This window comes from Aeromonas sp. 6P (assembly GCF_051919525.1).
GTDB lineage: Bacteria > Pseudomonadota > Gammaproteobacteria > Enterobacterales > Aeromonadaceae > Aeromonas > Aeromonas veronii.
This window is the reverse complement of the sequence record NZ_JBQBEO010000002.1, coordinates 329,457-345,363: the sequence shown is the minus strand read 5'-3', so window position 1 is coordinate 345,363 and position 15,907 is coordinate 329,457. Positions and strand designations below refer to the sequence as shown.

General features: G+C 59.9%; 15 protein-coding genes. 2 read left to right on the top strand and 13 right to left on the bottom strand.

Translation table 11 applies throughout. The features are described 5' to 3' along the window. Positions 1–15: 15 nt before the first annotated feature. The 8 genes from hutG to ftsY all read right to left on the bottom strand — a co-directional run bounded on the left by hutG (position 16) and on the right by ftsY (position 8,795). Complete coding sequence (gene hutG / locus ACTG2J_RS01685) at positions 16–960, bottom strand: formimidoylglutamase (protein WP_439997106.1); 945 nt, start codon at positions 958–960, stop codon at positions 16–18. Then, positions 953–2,188 carry an imidazolonepropionase gene (gene hutI / locus ACTG2J_RS01680; RefSeq protein ID WP_439997105.1) on the bottom strand — a complete coding sequence of 412 codons (1,236 nt, stop codon included), beginning with the start codon at positions 2,186–2,188 and terminating at the stop codon, positions 953–955. Before hutI ends, hutG begins: the two co-directional genes overlap by 8 nt. A 154-nt stretch (positions 2,189–2,342) precedes the next feature. Continuing rightward, entirely contained in the window at positions 2,343–3,047 is a 705-nt protein-coding gene (gene hutC / locus ACTG2J_RS01675; protein ID WP_026035093.1) for a histidine utilization repressor, read from the bottom strand. 11 nt (positions 3,048–3,058) lie between these two features. After that, entirely contained in the window at positions 3,059–3,718 is a 660-nt protein-coding gene (gene can, locus ACTG2J_RS01670) for a carbonate dehydratase (protein ID WP_005339998.1), read from the bottom strand. Positions 3,719–3,843: 125 nt separating this feature from the next. After that, entirely contained in the window at positions 3,844–4,698 is an 855-nt protein-coding gene (gene rpoH, locus ACTG2J_RS01665; protein ID WP_005339997.1) for an RNA polymerase sigma factor RpoH, read from the bottom strand. A gap of 451 nt (positions 4,699–5,149) precedes the next feature. Continuing rightward, complete coding sequence (gene ftsX, locus ACTG2J_RS01660; RefSeq protein ID WP_005339996.1) at positions 5,150–6,103, bottom strand: permease-like cell division protein FtsX; 954 nt, start codon at positions 6,101–6,103, stop codon at positions 5,150–5,152. After that, positions 6,103–6,771 (bottom strand): cell division ATP-binding protein FtsE, encoded by a 669-nt coding sequence (gene ftsE / locus ACTG2J_RS01655; RefSeq protein WP_005339995.1) that lies wholly within the window; start codon positions 6,769–6,771, stop codon positions 6,103–6,105. Before ftsE ends, ftsX begins: the two co-directional genes overlap by 1 nt. An 89-nt stretch (positions 6,772–6,860) precedes the next feature. After that, a complete protein-coding gene (gene ftsY, locus ACTG2J_RS01650; RefSeq protein ID WP_439997104.1) occupies positions 6,861–8,795 on the bottom strand; it encodes a signal recognition particle-docking protein FtsY in 1,935 nt (644 codons plus the stop codon). Between the two features lie 111 nt (positions 8,796–8,906). On the opposite strand from ftsY, the gene rsmD reads away from it, so the two are divergent. Beyond that, entirely contained in the window at positions 8,907–9,536 is a 630-nt protein-coding gene (gene rsmD / locus ACTG2J_RS01645) for a 16S rRNA (guanine(966)-N(2))-methyltransferase RsmD (RefSeq protein WP_439997103.1), read from the top strand. Further along, positions 9,520–9,831, top strand: coding sequence for a DUF1145 domain-containing protein (locus ACTG2J_RS01640; RefSeq protein WP_439997102.1), 312 nt, complete (start codon positions 9,520–9,522; stop codon positions 9,829–9,831). Before rsmD ends, ACTG2J_RS01640 begins: the two co-directional genes overlap by 17 nt. An 855-nt stretch (positions 9,832–10,686) precedes the next feature. Here the strand turns inward: ACTG2J_RS01640 and ACTG2J_RS01635 are convergent. From ACTG2J_RS01635 to ACTG2J_RS01615, 5 genes are all read right to left on the bottom strand, one after another. Next, complete coding sequence (locus ACTG2J_RS01635) at positions 10,687–11,673, bottom strand: helix-turn-helix transcriptional regulator (protein WP_005339987.1); 987 nt, start codon at positions 11,671–11,673, stop codon at positions 10,687–10,689. A gap of 287 nt (positions 11,674–11,960) precedes the next feature. Beyond that, entirely contained in the window at positions 11,961–12,347 is a 387-nt protein-coding gene (locus tag ACTG2J_RS01630; protein WP_005339984.1) for a SirB2 family protein, read from the bottom strand. Further along, positions 12,344–14,200 (bottom strand): monovalent cation:proton antiporter-2 (CPA2) family protein, encoded by a 1,857-nt coding sequence (locus ACTG2J_RS01625; RefSeq protein WP_005357666.1) that lies wholly within the window; start codon positions 14,198–14,200, stop codon positions 12,344–12,346. The genes ACTG2J_RS01630 and ACTG2J_RS01625 overlap by 4 nt, the downstream gene beginning before the upstream one ends. 67 nt (positions 14,201–14,267) lie before the next feature. Next, the gene (gene kefF / locus ACTG2J_RS01620; protein ID WP_335841734.1) at positions 14,268–14,864 is read right to left on the bottom strand and encodes a glutathione-regulated potassium-efflux system oxidoreductase KefF; all 597 of its coding nucleotides are present in this window, start codon (positions 14,862–14,864) and stop codon (positions 14,268–14,270) included. Positions 14,865–14,965: 101 nt separating this feature from the next. After that, on the bottom strand, positions 14,966–15,808 hold the full coding sequence (locus ACTG2J_RS01615) for a LysR family transcriptional regulator (RefSeq protein WP_005339957.1): 843 nt from the start codon (positions 15,806–15,808) through the stop codon (positions 14,966–14,968). Between the last annotated feature and the right edge of the window lie 99 nt (positions 15,809–15,907).

Below are 15,907 nucleotides of genomic sequence, written 5' to 3'. Positions count from 1 at the left end.
CGGGCGGCCAAAGGGTTAACGGGTCAACAGATGAACCAGTCGCGCGGCCACACGGGCACTGCGGTTATCCTGATCCAGCGTCGGGTTGTACTCGGCCAGATCGGCAAGCCTGAGCTTGCCGCTGGCCCGGATATGGGCGATCAGCGGTTCGATCACCGCCAGCTCCACGCCACGGGCGGCGGGGGCACTCACTCCCGGCATAACGGCGCCGGGCAGCACATCAAGGTCGATGGTCAGATAGAGGTGATCACAATCGGCGATAAAGGCGTCCAGCCCGCTTAGCAAGGCTGGCAGCCCGGTCTGGGTCATCGCCTCGTCCAGCACATGCCACACACCCAGCGCCTTGGCGCGGGCAAACAGGGCTTGAGTATTGGCGGTCTCGGCTACCCCGAGGCAGGCGTAGTGAAACGGTGTGCCCTGAGCGGCACACTGCTCGGCAATCTGGAAGAAGGGGGTGCCGGAGCTGGCCTGCTCCTGCTTCATCCGCAGGTCGAAGTGGGCGTCAAAATTGATAATGCCGACTCGCCCCTGACCCGCCAGATGCAGGTTGAGGCCGCTCCAGCTGCCGAAGGCCACCTCGTGGCCGCCCCCCAGCACCAGCGGGAAGTGGCCCAGTTCGAGCGCAGCGGCGACCCGCTCGGCCAGATGGCCGTGGGCGGCGTCGAGATTGCCATCGGTACAGCTCACATCCCCACCATCGTAGACGGGGCGACTCAGATGCCAGGCGGTGTTGGCCAGCAGCTTGCGCACCGCTTGCGGCGCACCAGCGGCACCGACACGCCCCTTGTTGCGGCGTACCCCTTCATCGCAAGCAAAACCGAGCAGTACCACACCGGCGGCCTCTTGTGCCCCGGCGGTCCAGGGCTGCACCTTGTCATGCCAGCGCAGGGCCAGTTCGCCATCTTCCGGATCCTGCCGCCCCTGCCAGAGCGACATGTCGATCGGGTTGAACTTATCCATGGAGGGTCTCCTCGCCGCTGAAGATGCGGCCTGCCAGCTGATCGACGCCGACCATGTAGCTCAACTCAGCCGGATGGGCGCAGTGCCAGATCAGGAAATCGGCCGCCATGCCCGCCTTGAGCTGGCCAAGGCGATCCTGCTCGCCGAGCGCTTTAGCGGCATGACGGGTCACCCCGACCATGGCCTCCAGCGGGGTCAGGCCAAACAGGGTACAGGCCATGTTCATGGCCATCCGCAGCGAGACGATGGGCGCGGTACCCGGGTTGATATCGGAGGATACCGCCATCGCCACCCCCGCCTTGCGCAGGGCGGCAACCGGCGGCAGCTTGGTCTCTTTGAGGAAGTAGAAGGCGGTGGGCAACAGGGTGGCGACCACGCCACGGTGGGCCAGCGCCAGGATCCCTTCCGGGTCCAGATACTCCAGATGATCCACCGAGAGGGCGCCAAAGTTGGCAGCGAGGGTGCTGCCACCGAAATTGGAGAGCTGATCCATATGCCCCTTCACCGGCAGGCCGTATTGATCCGCCGCCAGATAGACCTGCTCGGTCTGGGCCAACGAGAAGCCGATGTGCTCGCAGAAGACATCCACCGCATCGGCCAGACCCGCCTCGGCGGCAGCCGGAATGATCTCCTGACAGATGGTCTCGACCCAGCTGTCGGGATCGTCGCGATACTCCGGCGGAACCGCATGGGCCGCCAGCAGAGTGGTCTTGACCCGGATCGGCAACGCCTCTCCCAGTCGACGGGCCACCCGCAGCATCTTGAGTTCATCATCCAGCGTCAGGCCATAGCCGGACTTGATCTCCACCGTGGTGACCCCTTCGCGGATCAGGGATTTCACCCTCGGCAGCGCCAGCTCGAACAGTTGCTCTTCGCAGGCCTCGCGGGTGGCACGCACCGTGCTGATGATGCCGCCTCCCCGACGGGCGATCTCGGCATAGGGCACCCCCTGCTGACGCAGCTCGAACTCTTCGGCACGGCTGCCGGCGAAGACCAGATGGGTGTGACAATCGATAAGGCCGGGGGTGACCAGCTTGCCCTGCATATCCTGCCAATGGGCGGGATGCGGCCCCTTCAACTCGGCCATCGGCACCAGCGCGTGGATCTTGCCATCCTTCACGCCGATGGCGTGGAGCGGCAGCAGGCCGTAGTCGGCCAGCTCATCATTCAGGGTAGCGGGCGTCACGTTGAGCCAGACCCGCTCGCAGTTCAACAGTTCCTTGTTCATAGTGACCTCAAATGTATATACATATTCTTATAGTCGATCTCTATGACGAAAGGAAGAGCGAAATTCACATCCTGATAACAGCATCAAACTTAGAGTTTAAGCACAAAAAAGCCCACCAGGAGGCGGGCTTTGCAAAATCGAGTTGTATATACATTCACTCCAACTGAGTCTTGGAGCTTAGCTTGTAGCGGGAACCGGGGGAGAGCAAACGGGCATAGGAGACCAGATGCCCCTCCGACCAGGTACGCCGGTGCAACAACAGGCAGGGGGAATCTACGCGGATCTGCAACAATCCCGCCTCACCGGCGCTCGGCAGCACGGCTTCCACCACGTGCTCCATCTCCGAGAGGGGGCAGACATCCATCAGATAACGGTTGGGAGTCTGTTGGGTAAAATCCTGCTCGCCATAGCCCGGCAGGCGCCCGGCATCGACAAAGCGCTCCTCCAGCTGCAACGGCTCGCCATCGGCCTGATGGACGATCAGGCTGTGAAAGATGGGGGCGCCAACCCGTAGCCCCAGTTGTACCGCCACCTTCTCGTCGGCAGCCAGTCGCTGCAGCCGGATCACCCGGGCGCTGTACTCGCTGCCACGCTCGGCGATCTCGTCGGCAATATTGCGAATAGCCAGCAGCGGCGACTCGGTGCGCCTGTCCGCCACGAAGCTACCGGAACCGGCGGTACGCACCAGCCACCCTTCCGCCACCAGCTCCCGCAGCGCCCGGTTGACCGTCATCCGGCTCACGGTGAACTGCTCGCACAGGGCCGCTTCGGTCGGGATCCTGTCCCCCGCCTGATAGTGGCGTTCGCGGATCCCGTCCAGAATGTGCTGCTTGATCTGCAGATAGAGGGCTGGCGCCACGGTGAAGCTCCCTAGCGCCGACGGTGGGGCGGACGCATGTCCGGCCAGGCGCGATAGACATCGGGGATCTGATCCGGGCCGCTGATGCAGAGATCGAGATCGTGCAGCAAGCCATCCTTGATCCCGTAGATCCAGCCATGCACCGCCAGCTCCTGCCCCTTGCGCCAGGCGTTCTGGATGATGGTGGTGTGGCAGACGTTGGCGACCTGCTCGGCCACATTCAGCTCGCACAGGTAGTCGAAGCGCTCATGCTCATCCTCGATGGCCTCGAGCTCTTCACCATATTTGAAGTAGACATCCTTGATGTTGCGCAGCCAGTTGTCGATGAGACCCAGCTCCTGATTCTGCATCGCGGCCTTGACGCCGCCGCAGCCATAGTGACCGCAGACGATGATGTGCTTCACCTTGAGCACTTCTACCGCGTATTGCAGCACGGAGAGGCAGTTGAAATCGGTATGTACCACCAGATTGGCGACGTTGCGGTGGACGAAGACGTCCCCGGGCAGCAAGCCCATCAGCTGGTTGGCGGGGACCCGGCTGTCGGAACAACCAATCCAGAGGTATTCGGGGGCCTGCTGGGCAGAAAGAGTGGCAAAGAAAGCGGGATCTTCGGCTTTGATCCGTTCGGCCCACTCACGGTTGTTGGTAAACAGGTCGTTCAACAGTTTCACTTCTGCTCTCCCTAATGTGGCAGTGGCGGCAACATAACACACTCAAGGGTAACCAAAGCAAGGCCGACCAGATCCTTGCGAAACAAAAACAGGGCCATCAGGCCCTGTTTTTATGAGAGGAAGCATCAGGCTTCCATGGCATCTTTCAGCTTCTTGAGTGCGTTTTTCTCAAGCTGACGCACACGCTCGGCAGAGACGCCGTAGGTATCGGCCAGCTCCTGCAGAGTGGTCTTGCTGTCATCATCGAGCCAGCGGGCGCGGATGATGTGCTGGCTGCGCTCATCCAGAGTGGCGAGGGCCGAGCTCAGACGACGGGTCGCGTGATCGTCCCAGTTGTCATTCTCGATGGTCGCTGCCAGATCGGAGGATTTGTCCTCCAGATAGTGAACCGGAGCGAAACCGCCCTCTTCCTCATCGTCACCCACCAGATCGAACGCCTGATCGTAGTTGGCCATCCGCGCTTCCATTTCGGTCACATCAGCGGCAGAAACGCCGAGATCGGCCGCCACGGCCTGAACCTCTTCGTGGTTCAGCCATCCCAGACGCTTTTTGGATTTGCGCAGGTTGAAGAAGAGCTTGCGCTGGGCCTTGGTGGTCGCCACCTTGACCATGCGCCAGTTGCGCAGGACATATTCGTGGATTTCGGCCTTGATCCAGTGCACGGCAAAGGAGACCAGACGCACGCCGACCGTCGGGTCGAAGCGCTTGACCGCCTTCATCAGGCCGATGTTGCCTTCCTGAACCAGATCGGCCTGAGGCAGACCGTAACCGGCATAACTCTTGGCGACATGAACGACAAAGCGCAGATGCGACATAACCAGCTGACGAGCAGCCTCGAGATCGCCATCCTGCTGCAAACGCTCAGCCAGTTCACGCTCTTCCTCTGCGCTCAGCACAGGAATCGAGTTTACTGCCTGGATATAGCCTTCCAGACTACCTTGCGGAATCAGAGCCATAGTGCGCTGCAATGAAGTTCCCATCTGTTACCTCTTACTTTTCAATCGAATCAGTCTAACACCCTGAGAGGGTCTGTCTACTGACCGGATGCCATTCTGCGGCGTGTATCAAAGAACATGCCCAGTTTTAGACCGGCTTATCTTAAGCCTGCAGGATGAATCATGAATGAACAGTCAAAAAAAGGGGGTCACAATGAAGGACCCCCGAAAAGTAGCATGCTAAGTCCATTGTTGCGGAGCTCGCAACCTTCACATGCTTGCCAAGTCTGACGAGCAAGGCAGAGGGGCCACACCCGTATAAATGCTTCAGCTTTAATAGACTGTTTATAAATCAGAAGGTTCACTGGATCTAGCGAAGATCCGGAAGATCATTGTTATTCAGAATACTCTGACTATGGGGGCCAAGCCAGAAACGGCCCCTCTTTTACTTGATCCGCCTCTCAAAATCCAGCGATTTACTTTGATGACAAAGTAATCAGGATGGTTCGATGTCACGAATGTGGCGATGGACCGAGAACCAGGAGGCAATCAGCCCCAGCAGGGCGCCCAGCAAGATCAGATTGATCCCGTCTACCGCTCCCATGCCAACCAGCCGGAAGTTACTGTTATACAAGCCCGCCAGCTCCTTCACCACCCCTTCGCTCCAGATCACCATCACTTCGGTCAGCCACCAGGCCAGCATGCCGCCGATCACCCCGAACCAGATTCCGGTATAGAGGAAAGGACGATGAATAAAGGAATCGGTCGCCCCCACCAGCTTGAGCACTTCAATCTCGGAACGCTGGTTGAGGATGTTGAGACGCAGGGTATTGCCGACGATCAGCAACACGGCGGAGAGCAGCAGCACCGCAATACCGGTAATGGTGTGGCGCAGCAGGTTCATGATCCCCTGCAGCCGAGTCAGCCACTGCAGATCCAGTTTGCCCTGTTCGACCCCCACCTCGTTGTTGAGCTTGCTGAGCAGCTCGGCGGCCCCTTCCGGGTTCTGCCAGCGTGGATCCGGAATGACGCTCAGCACAGGCGGTAGCGGGTTGCTGTCCAGATAATCGAGGGCATCGCCAAAGCCTGAGATCTCGCGAAACTCCCGCAACGCATCGTCACGGCTCAGGTAGGTGACCGAATCCACCTCGGGATAGAGCAGGATCCTGTGCTGCAGATCGAGAATGCTCTGCTCCGGCAGATCCTTGCGCAGATAAAGAGAGATCTGGGAACTGCTCTGCCAGCTCCCCTCCACCACCTCGGCGTTTTTCAGCAACACGTGGAAACAAGAGGGCAGTGCCAAGCTGACGCCGAGCACCGCCAGCGTCATCAGTGAGGCGAGCGGATTGCGCCACAGCTCCCCGAGACTGGCAAACGCCTGCCGCACATGGTCAACCCCGTACATCATCAGACGGCGCAGCGGCGGTTGTTTATGACGAACGATAGCCATCAGAGCTCCTCCCCGGCCGAATACATGCGGCCCGCCTTGAGGGTCAGGGTGCGATAGCGCATACGGGCGATCAGCCCCAGATCGTGGGTGGCAATCAGTACCGAGACCCCAAAATTGTTGAACTCCTGGAATAGCCGCATGATATCCATGGAGAGCTGGGGGTCCAGGTTGCCGGTCGGTTCATCCGCCAGCAGCAGCGGCGGCTTGTTGACGATGGCACGGGCGATGCCGACCCGCTGCTGCTCACCACCGGAGAGCATCCGCGGCTGGTAGCGCTCCTTGCCGAGCAACCCCACCTTGTCCAGCGCCGCCGCGACCCGCTTGTTGATATCGGCGTGGCTGTAGCCATCGATCACCAGCGGCAGCGCCACGTTGTCGAACACGGTTCTGTCCATCAGCAATCGGTGATCCTGAAAGATCATCCCGATCTGGCGGCGAACATAGGGGATCTGGCTGCGCTGGATATGGCTAACATCATCACCATGAAAGAATACGCGGCCATCGGTCGGGCGCTCCATCACGCTGATCAGTTTGAGGAGGGTACTCTTGCCCGCCCCCGAGTGCCCGGTCAGAAAGGCCATCTCTCCCTTGCGCAGGTGAAAACTGACCTTTTGCAGCGCCTGATGGCCGCCGCTGTATACCTTGCTGACCTTGTCAAAACGAATCATAACGGTTCCCTGAAATTGACAAACCCCGACCGGAGTCGGGGTATGGAACACTTACTCATCACGGCTGAGCTGACTCATCGCGGCCGGACTTATTCATCGCGACTGAAGAGCGCCTCGATGAAGTCGTTGGCAACGAAGGGACGCAGATCGTCGATCCCCTCGCCCACCCCGATATAGCGGATCGGAATCTGGAACTTGTCGGCCACCGCGAAGATGACGCCGCCCTTGGCCGTGCCATCCAGCTTGGTGAGGGTGATGCCGGTCAGGCCAACCGCCTCGCTGAACAGCTTGGCCTGGCTCAGGGCGTTCTGGCCGGTGCCGGCGTCCAGCGTCAGCATGATCTCGTGGGGCGCCTCTTCATCCAGCTTCTTCATCACCCGCACCACCTTCTTGAGCTCTTCCATCAGGTTGCTCTTGTTCTGCAGGCGACCGGCGGTGTCGGCGATCAGCACATCAGCCCCGCGGGAGCGGGCGGCCTCGATGGCATCATAAATGACGGAAGCGGAGTCGGCACCGGTATGCTGGGCAATCACCGGAATGTTGTTGCGCTGACCCCAAACCTGCAGCTGTTCGACCGCTGCGGCACGGAAGGTGTCACCCGCCGCCAGCATCACGCTCTTGCCTTCAGCCTGGAACTGCTTGGCCAGCTTGCCGATGGTGGTGGTCTTGCCGACGCCGTTTACGCCGACCATCAGGATCACATAAGGCTTCTTGCTGGTGTCGATCACCAGCGGCTGCTCGACCTTGGCCAGCATCTCGCCCATGTCCTGCTTGAGCAAACCGTAGAGCGCCTCGGCATCCTTGAGCTGCTTGCGATCCGCGTGCTGCACCAGCCCCTCGATGATGCGGGTGGTGGTGTCGACGCCGAGATCGGCGGTCAGCAACTGGGTCTCCAGCTCTTCAAACAGCTCGTCGTCGATCTTCTTGCCACGGAACAGGCCGAAGAAACCGGAGCCGATATTCTCCTTGGTGCGCACCAGACTGCGCTTGAGGCGAGCAAAGAAGCCCTCCCGCTGCGGTTTGTCCTGGGTGTCGTCGTCTACCTTGGCGGCCAGCGGCAGGGCTGCCAGGGCGGCGGCCTCAGCCTCCATCGCGGCGACCAGGCGCATATCTTCCGCTCGCTGGGCCTCTTTGGCGATACGGGCTTCTTCCGCAGCCTGAGCTTCGGCGGCAATGCGAGCTTCTTCCGCGGCGCGAGCCTCGGCAGCGATACGGGCTTCTTCCGCAGCACGGGCTTCGGCAGCAATACGGGCCTCTTCCGCGGCGCGAGCCTCGGCAGCAATACGAGCCTCTTCCGCAGCGCGAGCCTCGGCAGCAATACGAGCCTCCTCCGCGGCGCGAGCTTCGGCAGCAATACGCGCCTCTTCCGCGGCGCGGGCTTCGGCGGCAATGCGAGCCTCTTCCGCAGCGCGGGCTTCGGCAGCGATTCGAGCCTCTTCCGCAGCACGAGCTTCGGCGGCAATGCGAGATTCTTCCGCGGCGCGAGCTTCGGCGGCGATGCGGGCCTCTTCTGCGGCGCGAGCCTCGGCGGCGATACGAGCATCTTCTGCAGCGCGAGCCTCGGCGGCGATACGAGCATCTTCTGCAGCGCGGGCTTCGGCAGCGATGCGGGCCTCTTCCGCAGCGCGAGCTTCGGCGGCAATGCGAGATTCTTCCGCGGCGCGGGCTTCGGCAGCAATACGAGCGGCTTCAGCGGCACGCTCCTCTTCGGCGATCAGCGCTTCGTTGACGATCACCGGCTCCAGATCGGAGGCGCACTCCTCCACCACCAGCGGGCCGTGGTCGTCCAGCTCGGTCGGCAGACAGCAATCATCTTGCAAAACGGAATTCTGTGCGCTGGCAGGCACTTCGGGGGCAACGGCCGGCGTACTATCGGAAACAGTGGTATCGGAAACAGGAGCGGGGGTAGCAGCGACCTCGGGCTCAACGGTAACGGGGGTGGCTTGGGGTGTCTGTGGTTGGACAGCCTCAGCCTCTTCTTTCTTGCGGCCGAAACCCAGCCAGGAAAACAAACCTTTTGCCATCTAAAAAATACTCACTTCGTTGGCTGACTGCTAAGATAGCCGTCCCTTGGCGGGTCGGCATAAAAATGAACCGCCTTATACTACCACTTTATTTTCTGACGATGAAACGCGATGCCCAGAGTGAAATCCAGCCGTAGCAACCCGAGCAAGAGTCCCGCCCCGCAAGGAAAATCGGGCTTTGTAAGAATCATCAGCGGCCAGTGGCGAGGCCGCAAATTGCCGGTCAAGGATGTGGAGGGGCTCAGACCCACCACGGATCGCGTCAAGGAGACCATCTTCAACTGGCTGGCTCCCCACATCCGTGGCACCCGCTGCCTCGACCTGTTTGCCGGCAGTGGCGGACTGGGACTGGAGGCGCTGTCGCGCTATGCCGAACAAGTGACCCTGATCGAGATGGACAAAGGGGCCGCCGACCAGCTCAAGAAGAACCTGACCGCCCTCGGCAGCAGTCAGGGTCAGGTGATCCAGTCTGATGCGGTGAGCTGGCTGCAAGGCCCCGCCATTCCCTTCGATCTGGTGTTCCTCGATCCGCCGTTTCGCCGCGAGCTGCTGCCGCAAGTGTGCGAGCTGCTGGAGCAGCGCGGCTGGCTGGCACCGGATGCCCTGATCTATCTGGAACGGGAAAAAGAGATGGCCGATCTGGCGCTGCCAGCCAGCTGGCAGTTGCTCAAGGACAAACAAGCAGGTCAGGTCTGCTATCAACTCTATCTGCGGGAGGTAAACAATGAAGCGAGTCTTTAATCTGTTGGCGATGGGGCTGATATTGTTCTTCTGGTTTGGCGTGCTGATGAGCCTGATTGCCCCGCTGCCCGGCAAACTCAACGGCTTTCTGCCGGTCTGCGGCGTGATCGTCGCCCTGCTGCACTGGCTGCAGGCCAGCATGATCAAGGCAGCTTGCAAACGCTACTTCGAGGTCACCAAGACCGAGTTTGTCACTGTGCTGATATTTGGCGTGTTTGGCATGGTCGACATTCGTCAGCGCCTGCAAGAGATCGTCAACGCCGCCCAGCGCGGCAATCTCTCGGAAAAACCATAAAAGAAAAGGGGACGGCGGTAGCCGTCCCCTAGAGTCGTGTCGTCCTGTCCGTAGAACTGCAATGCTCCCTGCAATCCCTGACGTTATCCTAATCCTTTGGAATATCCCCTTTCCAATCCGTTGGCGTGTCCTGCGGCGTTCCCGGCCTGGCAATTCATCCTGAACTGCTTCCCTGTCTCCATCCTGGAGGTGTCCATTACCACGTCCTGTGGGGTTCCTTGCGTCTTCCTGACAGATAACCATCCGGGTTATCTCACTTCATCCTGAAGTATTCCTCTCGCATCCGGCGAGGTCCTGTTCATCCTGAAGAACGATGTTCCGTTCGTTCTGCTCCCATCCCGAGAGTGTCCTGCCGCATCCCGCGGTGTTCCTTTATTCATCCGTGACGATAATCGTCCTGATTATCGAGCTCATCCTGAGGTGTCCCTTGTCCACATCCTGCGGACTATTCCATCTTTATGCGCTGCCCTGCATCCTGCCGGACCAGCTCCGTCCTTGTGAGACCAATACTAAGGAAATGCGCACCCCGAACAAGGGCCATCCGATGATAAAGATCCGATGCAGCTCCCATCTCAAAAAACGAACTTAAAAACTAACCCTTTAATATCAGTCATTTATTTAGTTTCACGGGAAAGTTCGATCATTCTGGCATGGCTTCGCGTACGGCTCAAAGCGCCAGCCTCTTACAGTCGCTATGGCAGATCTCTTACACGGGTTTCGCCCCCAAAAACGAGGCAGGAAAACGGTTCAATCCTGACGTTAAGACTTAAAAATTAGTTGAATAAATATGCTTAAAAAAACCGCAAAAAAAAGAGCCGAGACCAGGCTCGACTCTTCAACATTCCAATTTTTTAATCAGCTCAAGCGATTGGCCGGATTGAGATAGGCCTTGCGCAGCGATTCCGGTGCCAGCACCTCCAGTTCACCTCCGATGTTGTTCAACCAGCTGCGAAACTCCGGGGTGTCCTGCACTTCGGTCTCCACCACCACGCTGCGCTTGTCATAGCGGGTCATGCGCGGATTGTTGCCGGGGATCTGGTTATCCACCAGCGACTGGCTGTTGGCATCGATCCGGCCGACGAAGCGGATCGGACCGCTCACATCCTGATAACCCTGATCGCGGATCAGCTTCTGGATATTGAAATCCTTCGGCTGGGTGGCGCTGAAGTTGGTCAGCTCCACGTTCTTGATATGGTCAAACGGGATGCCGTAGACCTTGGGATCCAACTCGGAGAGGGTGCAGAGCAGGATCGGGCCGTCCGGCTGATTGAGAATGCCGAGCGGGTTGATACGATCGTAGCAGAGCCACACGGTGCGTTCTTTGATCACGCGCTGGATCTCGGCACTGAACTTGCGACCACGCCAGAGCGCATCGCGGATCAGGGTGCTGCGGCGGATCTCCGGGTTGCCGGCAAACGGACGCGGTGACTGATGGACACTCTCCAGCCAGCGTTCGGCCAGTTCGCTCTGGCTGTCGCGGATCACCTGGCTCGCCTTGTCGACCAGCGGATTCAATTCGGTCAGTACACTCGCCGGCAACAGTTGGCTCGCCTGATCACTCCAGGTTTTCAGGGCCACCGCCAGCGAGAGCGGCATGATATTGGCAAAGTCGTTGAGGCCGTGGCGCTCGAAGCACCAGCCATGGGGTTTGCTGCGTTCGTCCGAGGTGAGGTCGAACAGTCCCATGCCGGACATCTCCTCCAGGTCCCGTTGCACGGTACGCAGACTGACGTGGATGCCTTCCTCTTCCAGTTTTACCTGGAGTTGGCTGGCGGTCAGCTTGTAAGGGCGGTGCGGGATGCAACGCGCCAAGGTCAGTTGTCGTAACAGCTTCTTGCTCATGGTGCTTGCCTTCACTGGTTTAGCGTTGACTGTATGCTAGTCGTGACTTGCGACAGTCTATGTCGCAAGTTTTGCTGCGACAACTGTCGCCATTTTCATACAAAACACACTAAACAATTGATTTATAAAGACAATGCACTCAAAAAAGGAGCCGCTAGAGGCTAAAATTAGCCAGAAATCCCTCAAATGAAAGTTCTATCTTGCGATTTATTGTTAGCATAAAACTCCGATTAATTAATTCATCACAGAATATGATTTCAGGGTAGAGCATAGCTCTCCCCTTTTGCTCACATCAGCCACGACCAGGCTGACTTGGTGATGGCCGCGCCGACCATGTAGCCAAACACCGCCAGTGCCGCCACACCGGCCACCAGCTTCTGACCGCGGGCCGGGCGCTTGAGCGCCATGACACCCAGACCGATATAGAGCACCAGTGCAACCAGCTTGGCCATCAGCCAGGGTTGTTGACCAGGGCTCAACTGCAAGGCCACCGCCAGCAACACACCAAACAGCAGCAGGAAGGTGTCGTTGATATGCGGCAGGATCTTCAGCCACTTCTGCTGCAACCGATCGCTGCCAGCAAGCGCCAGACTCCAGCGATAGATAAAGAGCAGCAGACTGACCAGCGCCAGCGTCATATGCAGGTGTTTGAACATGGGGTAATAGGCAATCATTTTGCTTCCTTGTCGTCGTCGGGTAGCCCGCTGTTCCAGTTGTGGGCATGGATACGCTCCTGCCCCTCCTCATCGTCTTGCAACAGATCGGAGAGGATCTCCCGGTATTGCAGGCTCTTGTTGATATAAGTGTGTTCGTCATCCAGATAGTTGACCTGCTCGCGCAACAGCCAGTTATCGTGCTGCTTGAAGGTCTGCCCCGCCCGCCAGGCCTGGTTGGCCCGAAAACCGAGCTGGGTCAGGGCTTCCACCCCCAGATCGACCGCCGAGCCCAGGGTTTCCCGGTGCACGCTCTCGACCCCGTGGCGCAGGATCTCGTGGGCATGGGGTCGATCCAGCGCTCGCGCCAGGATCTTCAGGTGCGGGAAGTGCTTCTGCACCATCTCGATCACCGCCAGCGAGGTAGCCGGATCGTTGATGGAGAGCACCAGCAGCTTCGCCTTGTGCGCCCCTGCGGCATGGAGCAGGTCGATCCGGCTGGCATCGCCATAGAAGACCTGATAGCCGTACTTGCGCAGGGTCTCTATCTGGCTGGCATCCTGCTCGAGGATGGTGGTACCGATGCCGTGACCATGCAGCAGACGCCCCACGATCTGACCGAAACGGCCGAAGCCTGCGATGATCACCGGATGCTCCACCAGCTCAGGTTGCTCATGCTGCGGCGCGTCGCTCTGGTTACGGTAATCGAACCAGGGCTGGATCACCCGATCGTTGAGGATCAGCAGCAGCGGGGTGAGCGCCATCGAGAGTGCCACCACCAGCGTCAGCAGTGAGATGGTCTCACCGGGCAGCACCCGGTTCTGGGCGGCAAACGAGAAGAGCACGAAGGCAAACTCGCCCCCCTGCGCCAACGCCAGCGCGAAGGTCCAACGCTGGCTCGGCGAGATGCGGATGATGAAGCCGAGTGCCATCAACACCAGCCATTTAAGCACCATCAGGCCAACCACCAGAGTGGGTATCAGGAAAGGGTGTTCGGCAAACAGCCCGAAGTCGATCCCCGCCCCCACCGACATAAAGAAGAGGCCGAGCAGCAAGCCCTTGAACGGCTCTATGTCGGCCTCCAGCTCATGGCGATATTCGCTGTCGGCCAACACCACACCGGCGAGGAAGGAGCCAAGTGCAGGCGAAAGCCCCACCGACTCCATCAACACAGCGATAGCGATCACCAGCAGCAGGGCGGCGGCGACGAAGATCTCCCGCATATGGGACTGGGCGATGGCACGAAATACCGGCCGCATCAGGTAGTGGCCACCCAGCACGATGCCGGAGATGGCCGCGACCACCAGCAGACCATGTTGCCACCCCGCCAGCTCGGAACCGCCATTGCTGGCGACCGGCGCCATGGCCAGCAGTGGCAGCAGCGCCAGGATCGGAATGACCGCAATATCCTGAAACAGCAGCACCGCAAAGGCGGAGCGACCGCTCTCGCTCTGCATCAATTTACGCTCCTGCAGGCTCTGCAACACGATGGCGGTGGAGGAGAGCGCCAGAATGAGGCCGATGGCCAGCCCCTGTTGCAGCGGCAGACCGATCAGGTGCGCCACGCCGGTCAGTGCCGCCGTAGTGAGCAGCACCTGCAGGCCACCGGTGCCGAGGATCGGCCCCTTCAGCTGCCACAAGAGGGCCGGACGCAACTCCAGCCCAACCAGAAACAGCATCAGCACCACGCCAAACTCGGCGAAGTGCATCACGTCCTTCTGCTCCCCCACCAGCCCCAGCAGAAAGGGGCCTATGATGATCCCCGCCAGCAGGTAGCCGAGCACCGAGCCCAGCCCCCAGCGCTTGGCCAGCGGCACCGCGATAACGGCGGCGGAGAGGTAGATAAAGGCATCAAACAGGATCCCGTGGCCCATCAGTCAGCCCTCCGTGTGAACATCAGATCCGGCTCATAAGCTCGGCCAGCAAGCTGCCAGTGTTTCATCAGAGCACCTCCAACAAGTCGCGCAGATAAGGGCGCCCGGCCAGTTGCTCCGGGGTCAGCTGATCGTCACGCAAGGCGCAAAGCAGCTGGCGGTAGTCCTGCCCGCAGCGGCGCAGGGCGGCGGGATCCTTGATCTTGTGGAACGAGTGGAGCACAAAGGGCGGTAACCAGTTCATGCCGCACAATCTGGCCGCCTGTTGAAAGGGCAGCAGAAAATCGAGCAGCGGCCGGCTGTTGTACCCCTCGCTGCAGTAGGACTCCGGCGCACCACCGGTGGTAATGGCACTCAGCCACTGCTTGCCCTTGAGGGCATGAGCCTCGGGGCCGTAGGCGTAGCCATACTCCAGCACCAGATCCATCCACTCCTTCATGATGGCCGGGCAGGAGTACCAGTAAAACGGGTGCTGGAAGACAATAATGTCGTGCTCACAGAGCAGCGCCTGCTCCCGCTTCACATCGATAAACATGTCGGGATAGTGCTGGTAGAGGTCGTGAACCGTGACCCCCTCCAGCCCCTCAATCGCCTGCAACAGCTGCTTGTTGGCCCGCGAGCTCTGCAGCGCGGGATGGGAAAAAATAACCAGAATGCGTTTCATGACCACATCACCCGAACAAAGCCTTGCGGTGCAAGGCGAGGTAAACAGAAAAGGGGAGTCTGGGGAGCTGCATCGTAAAGGTGCACAGGAGAGCGACCTTATCAGGAAGCGCCATAGCCTGCCAACTCGGGGATCAGCTCCCGCAGTGCCGGATTGAGGGTCTGGTGAGCGGGATAGCAGAGCCCAATCCGGCGAAACATCCGCGGCCCGCTCACCGGCAGGGTACAGAGCCCCGCCTCATCCTCGACCAGCCCGTCCGGCAGAAAACTGATGCCGACCCCCGCCAGCACCAGCGCCATCACCAGCCCCTTGCTCTCGGCCTTGGCCACCAGATTGAGGGTAAGGCGGTCACAGGCCAGCAGGCCGATAGTCTGCTGATGGGCTTCGCAGGGCGGGCACTCAATAAAATCATAATGTTGCAGCTCGGCCAGCTCGATCCTTTCGCGACTGGCCAGGGGGTGATCGACCGGCACGCAGAGCACGTAATCCTCCTCCCACAGCGGCAGAAAGATCTCGTCCTCCCGGCGCAAGGCATCCAGCGTCAAGCGGCAGTCGGCGGGTGTGGTGTAATCGGAGAGAGTGAGATCCAGCTGCGGCAACACGCGCTGTACTTGCTGCAGCAGCCCGGCCACCCGGCGGCGGCTCAAGTCCGGCATGATGGCGATATTGAGCCTCGCACGCGTCGCTTTCTGGCGAAACAGCTCCGGCAGACGGCGCGCCTCCTCCACCAGCTTGACCGCGTGAGGATAGAGATAGTGGGCCGGATCTTTCGCCACCACCCCCTTCTTGCCCCGGACAAACAGGCTGTCACCGAGCGCCTCTTCCAGCTGGCGCAACCCCGCCGAGAGGGAGGGCTGGCTGACGTGGCAGCGCTCGGCCGCCGCCGTGATGTTCTTCTCTTCATAGATGGCGATGAAGAAACGCAGCAATCTCAAGTCCAGCATAAACCAACCATAGTTTTTTCAGATGATAACCAGCGGAAAACAATATTTATCACTTATAGATGCAGTGACTATAGTGATTGGGTTCCGTGCTGGCCAGCC

Bases quoted from the DNA above. Each gene is read 5' to 3' on its own strand.
- hutG (WP_439997106.1), bottom strand. From the start codon at position 960: ATGGATAAGTTCAACCCGATCGACATGTCGCTCTGGCAGGGGCGGCAG.
- hutI (WP_439997105.1), bottom strand. From the start codon at position 2,188: ATGAACAAGGAACTGTTGAACTGCGAGCGGGTCTGGCTCAACGTGACG.
- rpoH (WP_005339997.1), bottom strand. From the start codon at position 4,698: ATGGGAACTTCATTGCAGCGCACTATGGCTCTGATTCCGCAAGGTAGT.
- ftsX (WP_005339996.1), bottom strand. From the start codon at position 6,103: ATGGCTATCGTTCGTCATAAACAACCGCCGCTGCGCCGTCTGATGATG.
- ftsE (WP_005339995.1), bottom strand. From the start codon at position 6,771: ATGATTCGTTTTGACAAGGTCAGCAAGGTATACAGCGGCGGCCATCAG.
- ftsY (WP_439997104.1), bottom strand. From the start codon at position 8,795: ATGGCAAAAGGTTTGTTTTCCTGGCTGGGTTTCGGCCGCAAGAAAGAA.
- rsmD (WP_439997103.1), top strand. From the start codon at position 8,907: ATGCCCAGAGTGAAATCCAGCCGTAGCAACCCGAGCAAGAGTCCCGCC.
- ACTG2J_RS01640 (WP_439997102.1), top strand. From the start codon at position 9,520: ATGAAGCGAGTCTTTAATCTGTTGGCGATGGGGCTGATATTGTTCTTC.
- ACTG2J_RS01635 (WP_005339987.1), bottom strand. From the start codon at position 11,673: ATGAGCAAGAAGCTGTTACGACAACTGACCTTGGCGCGTTGCATCCCG.
- ACTG2J_RS01630 (WP_005339984.1), bottom strand. From the start codon at position 12,347: ATGATTGCCTATTACCCCATGTTCAAACACCTGCATATGACGCTGGCG.
- ACTG2J_RS01625 (WP_005357666.1), bottom strand. From the start codon at position 14,200: ATGGGCCACGGGATCCTGTTTGATGCCTTTATCTACCTCTCCGCCGCC.
- kefF (WP_335841734.1), bottom strand. From the start codon at position 14,864: ATGAAACGCATTCTGGTTATTTTTTCCCATCCCGCGCTGCAGAGCTCG.
- ACTG2J_RS01615 (WP_005339957.1), bottom strand. From the start codon at position 15,808: ATGCTGGACTTGAGATTGCTGCGTTTCTTCATCGCCATCTATGAAGAG.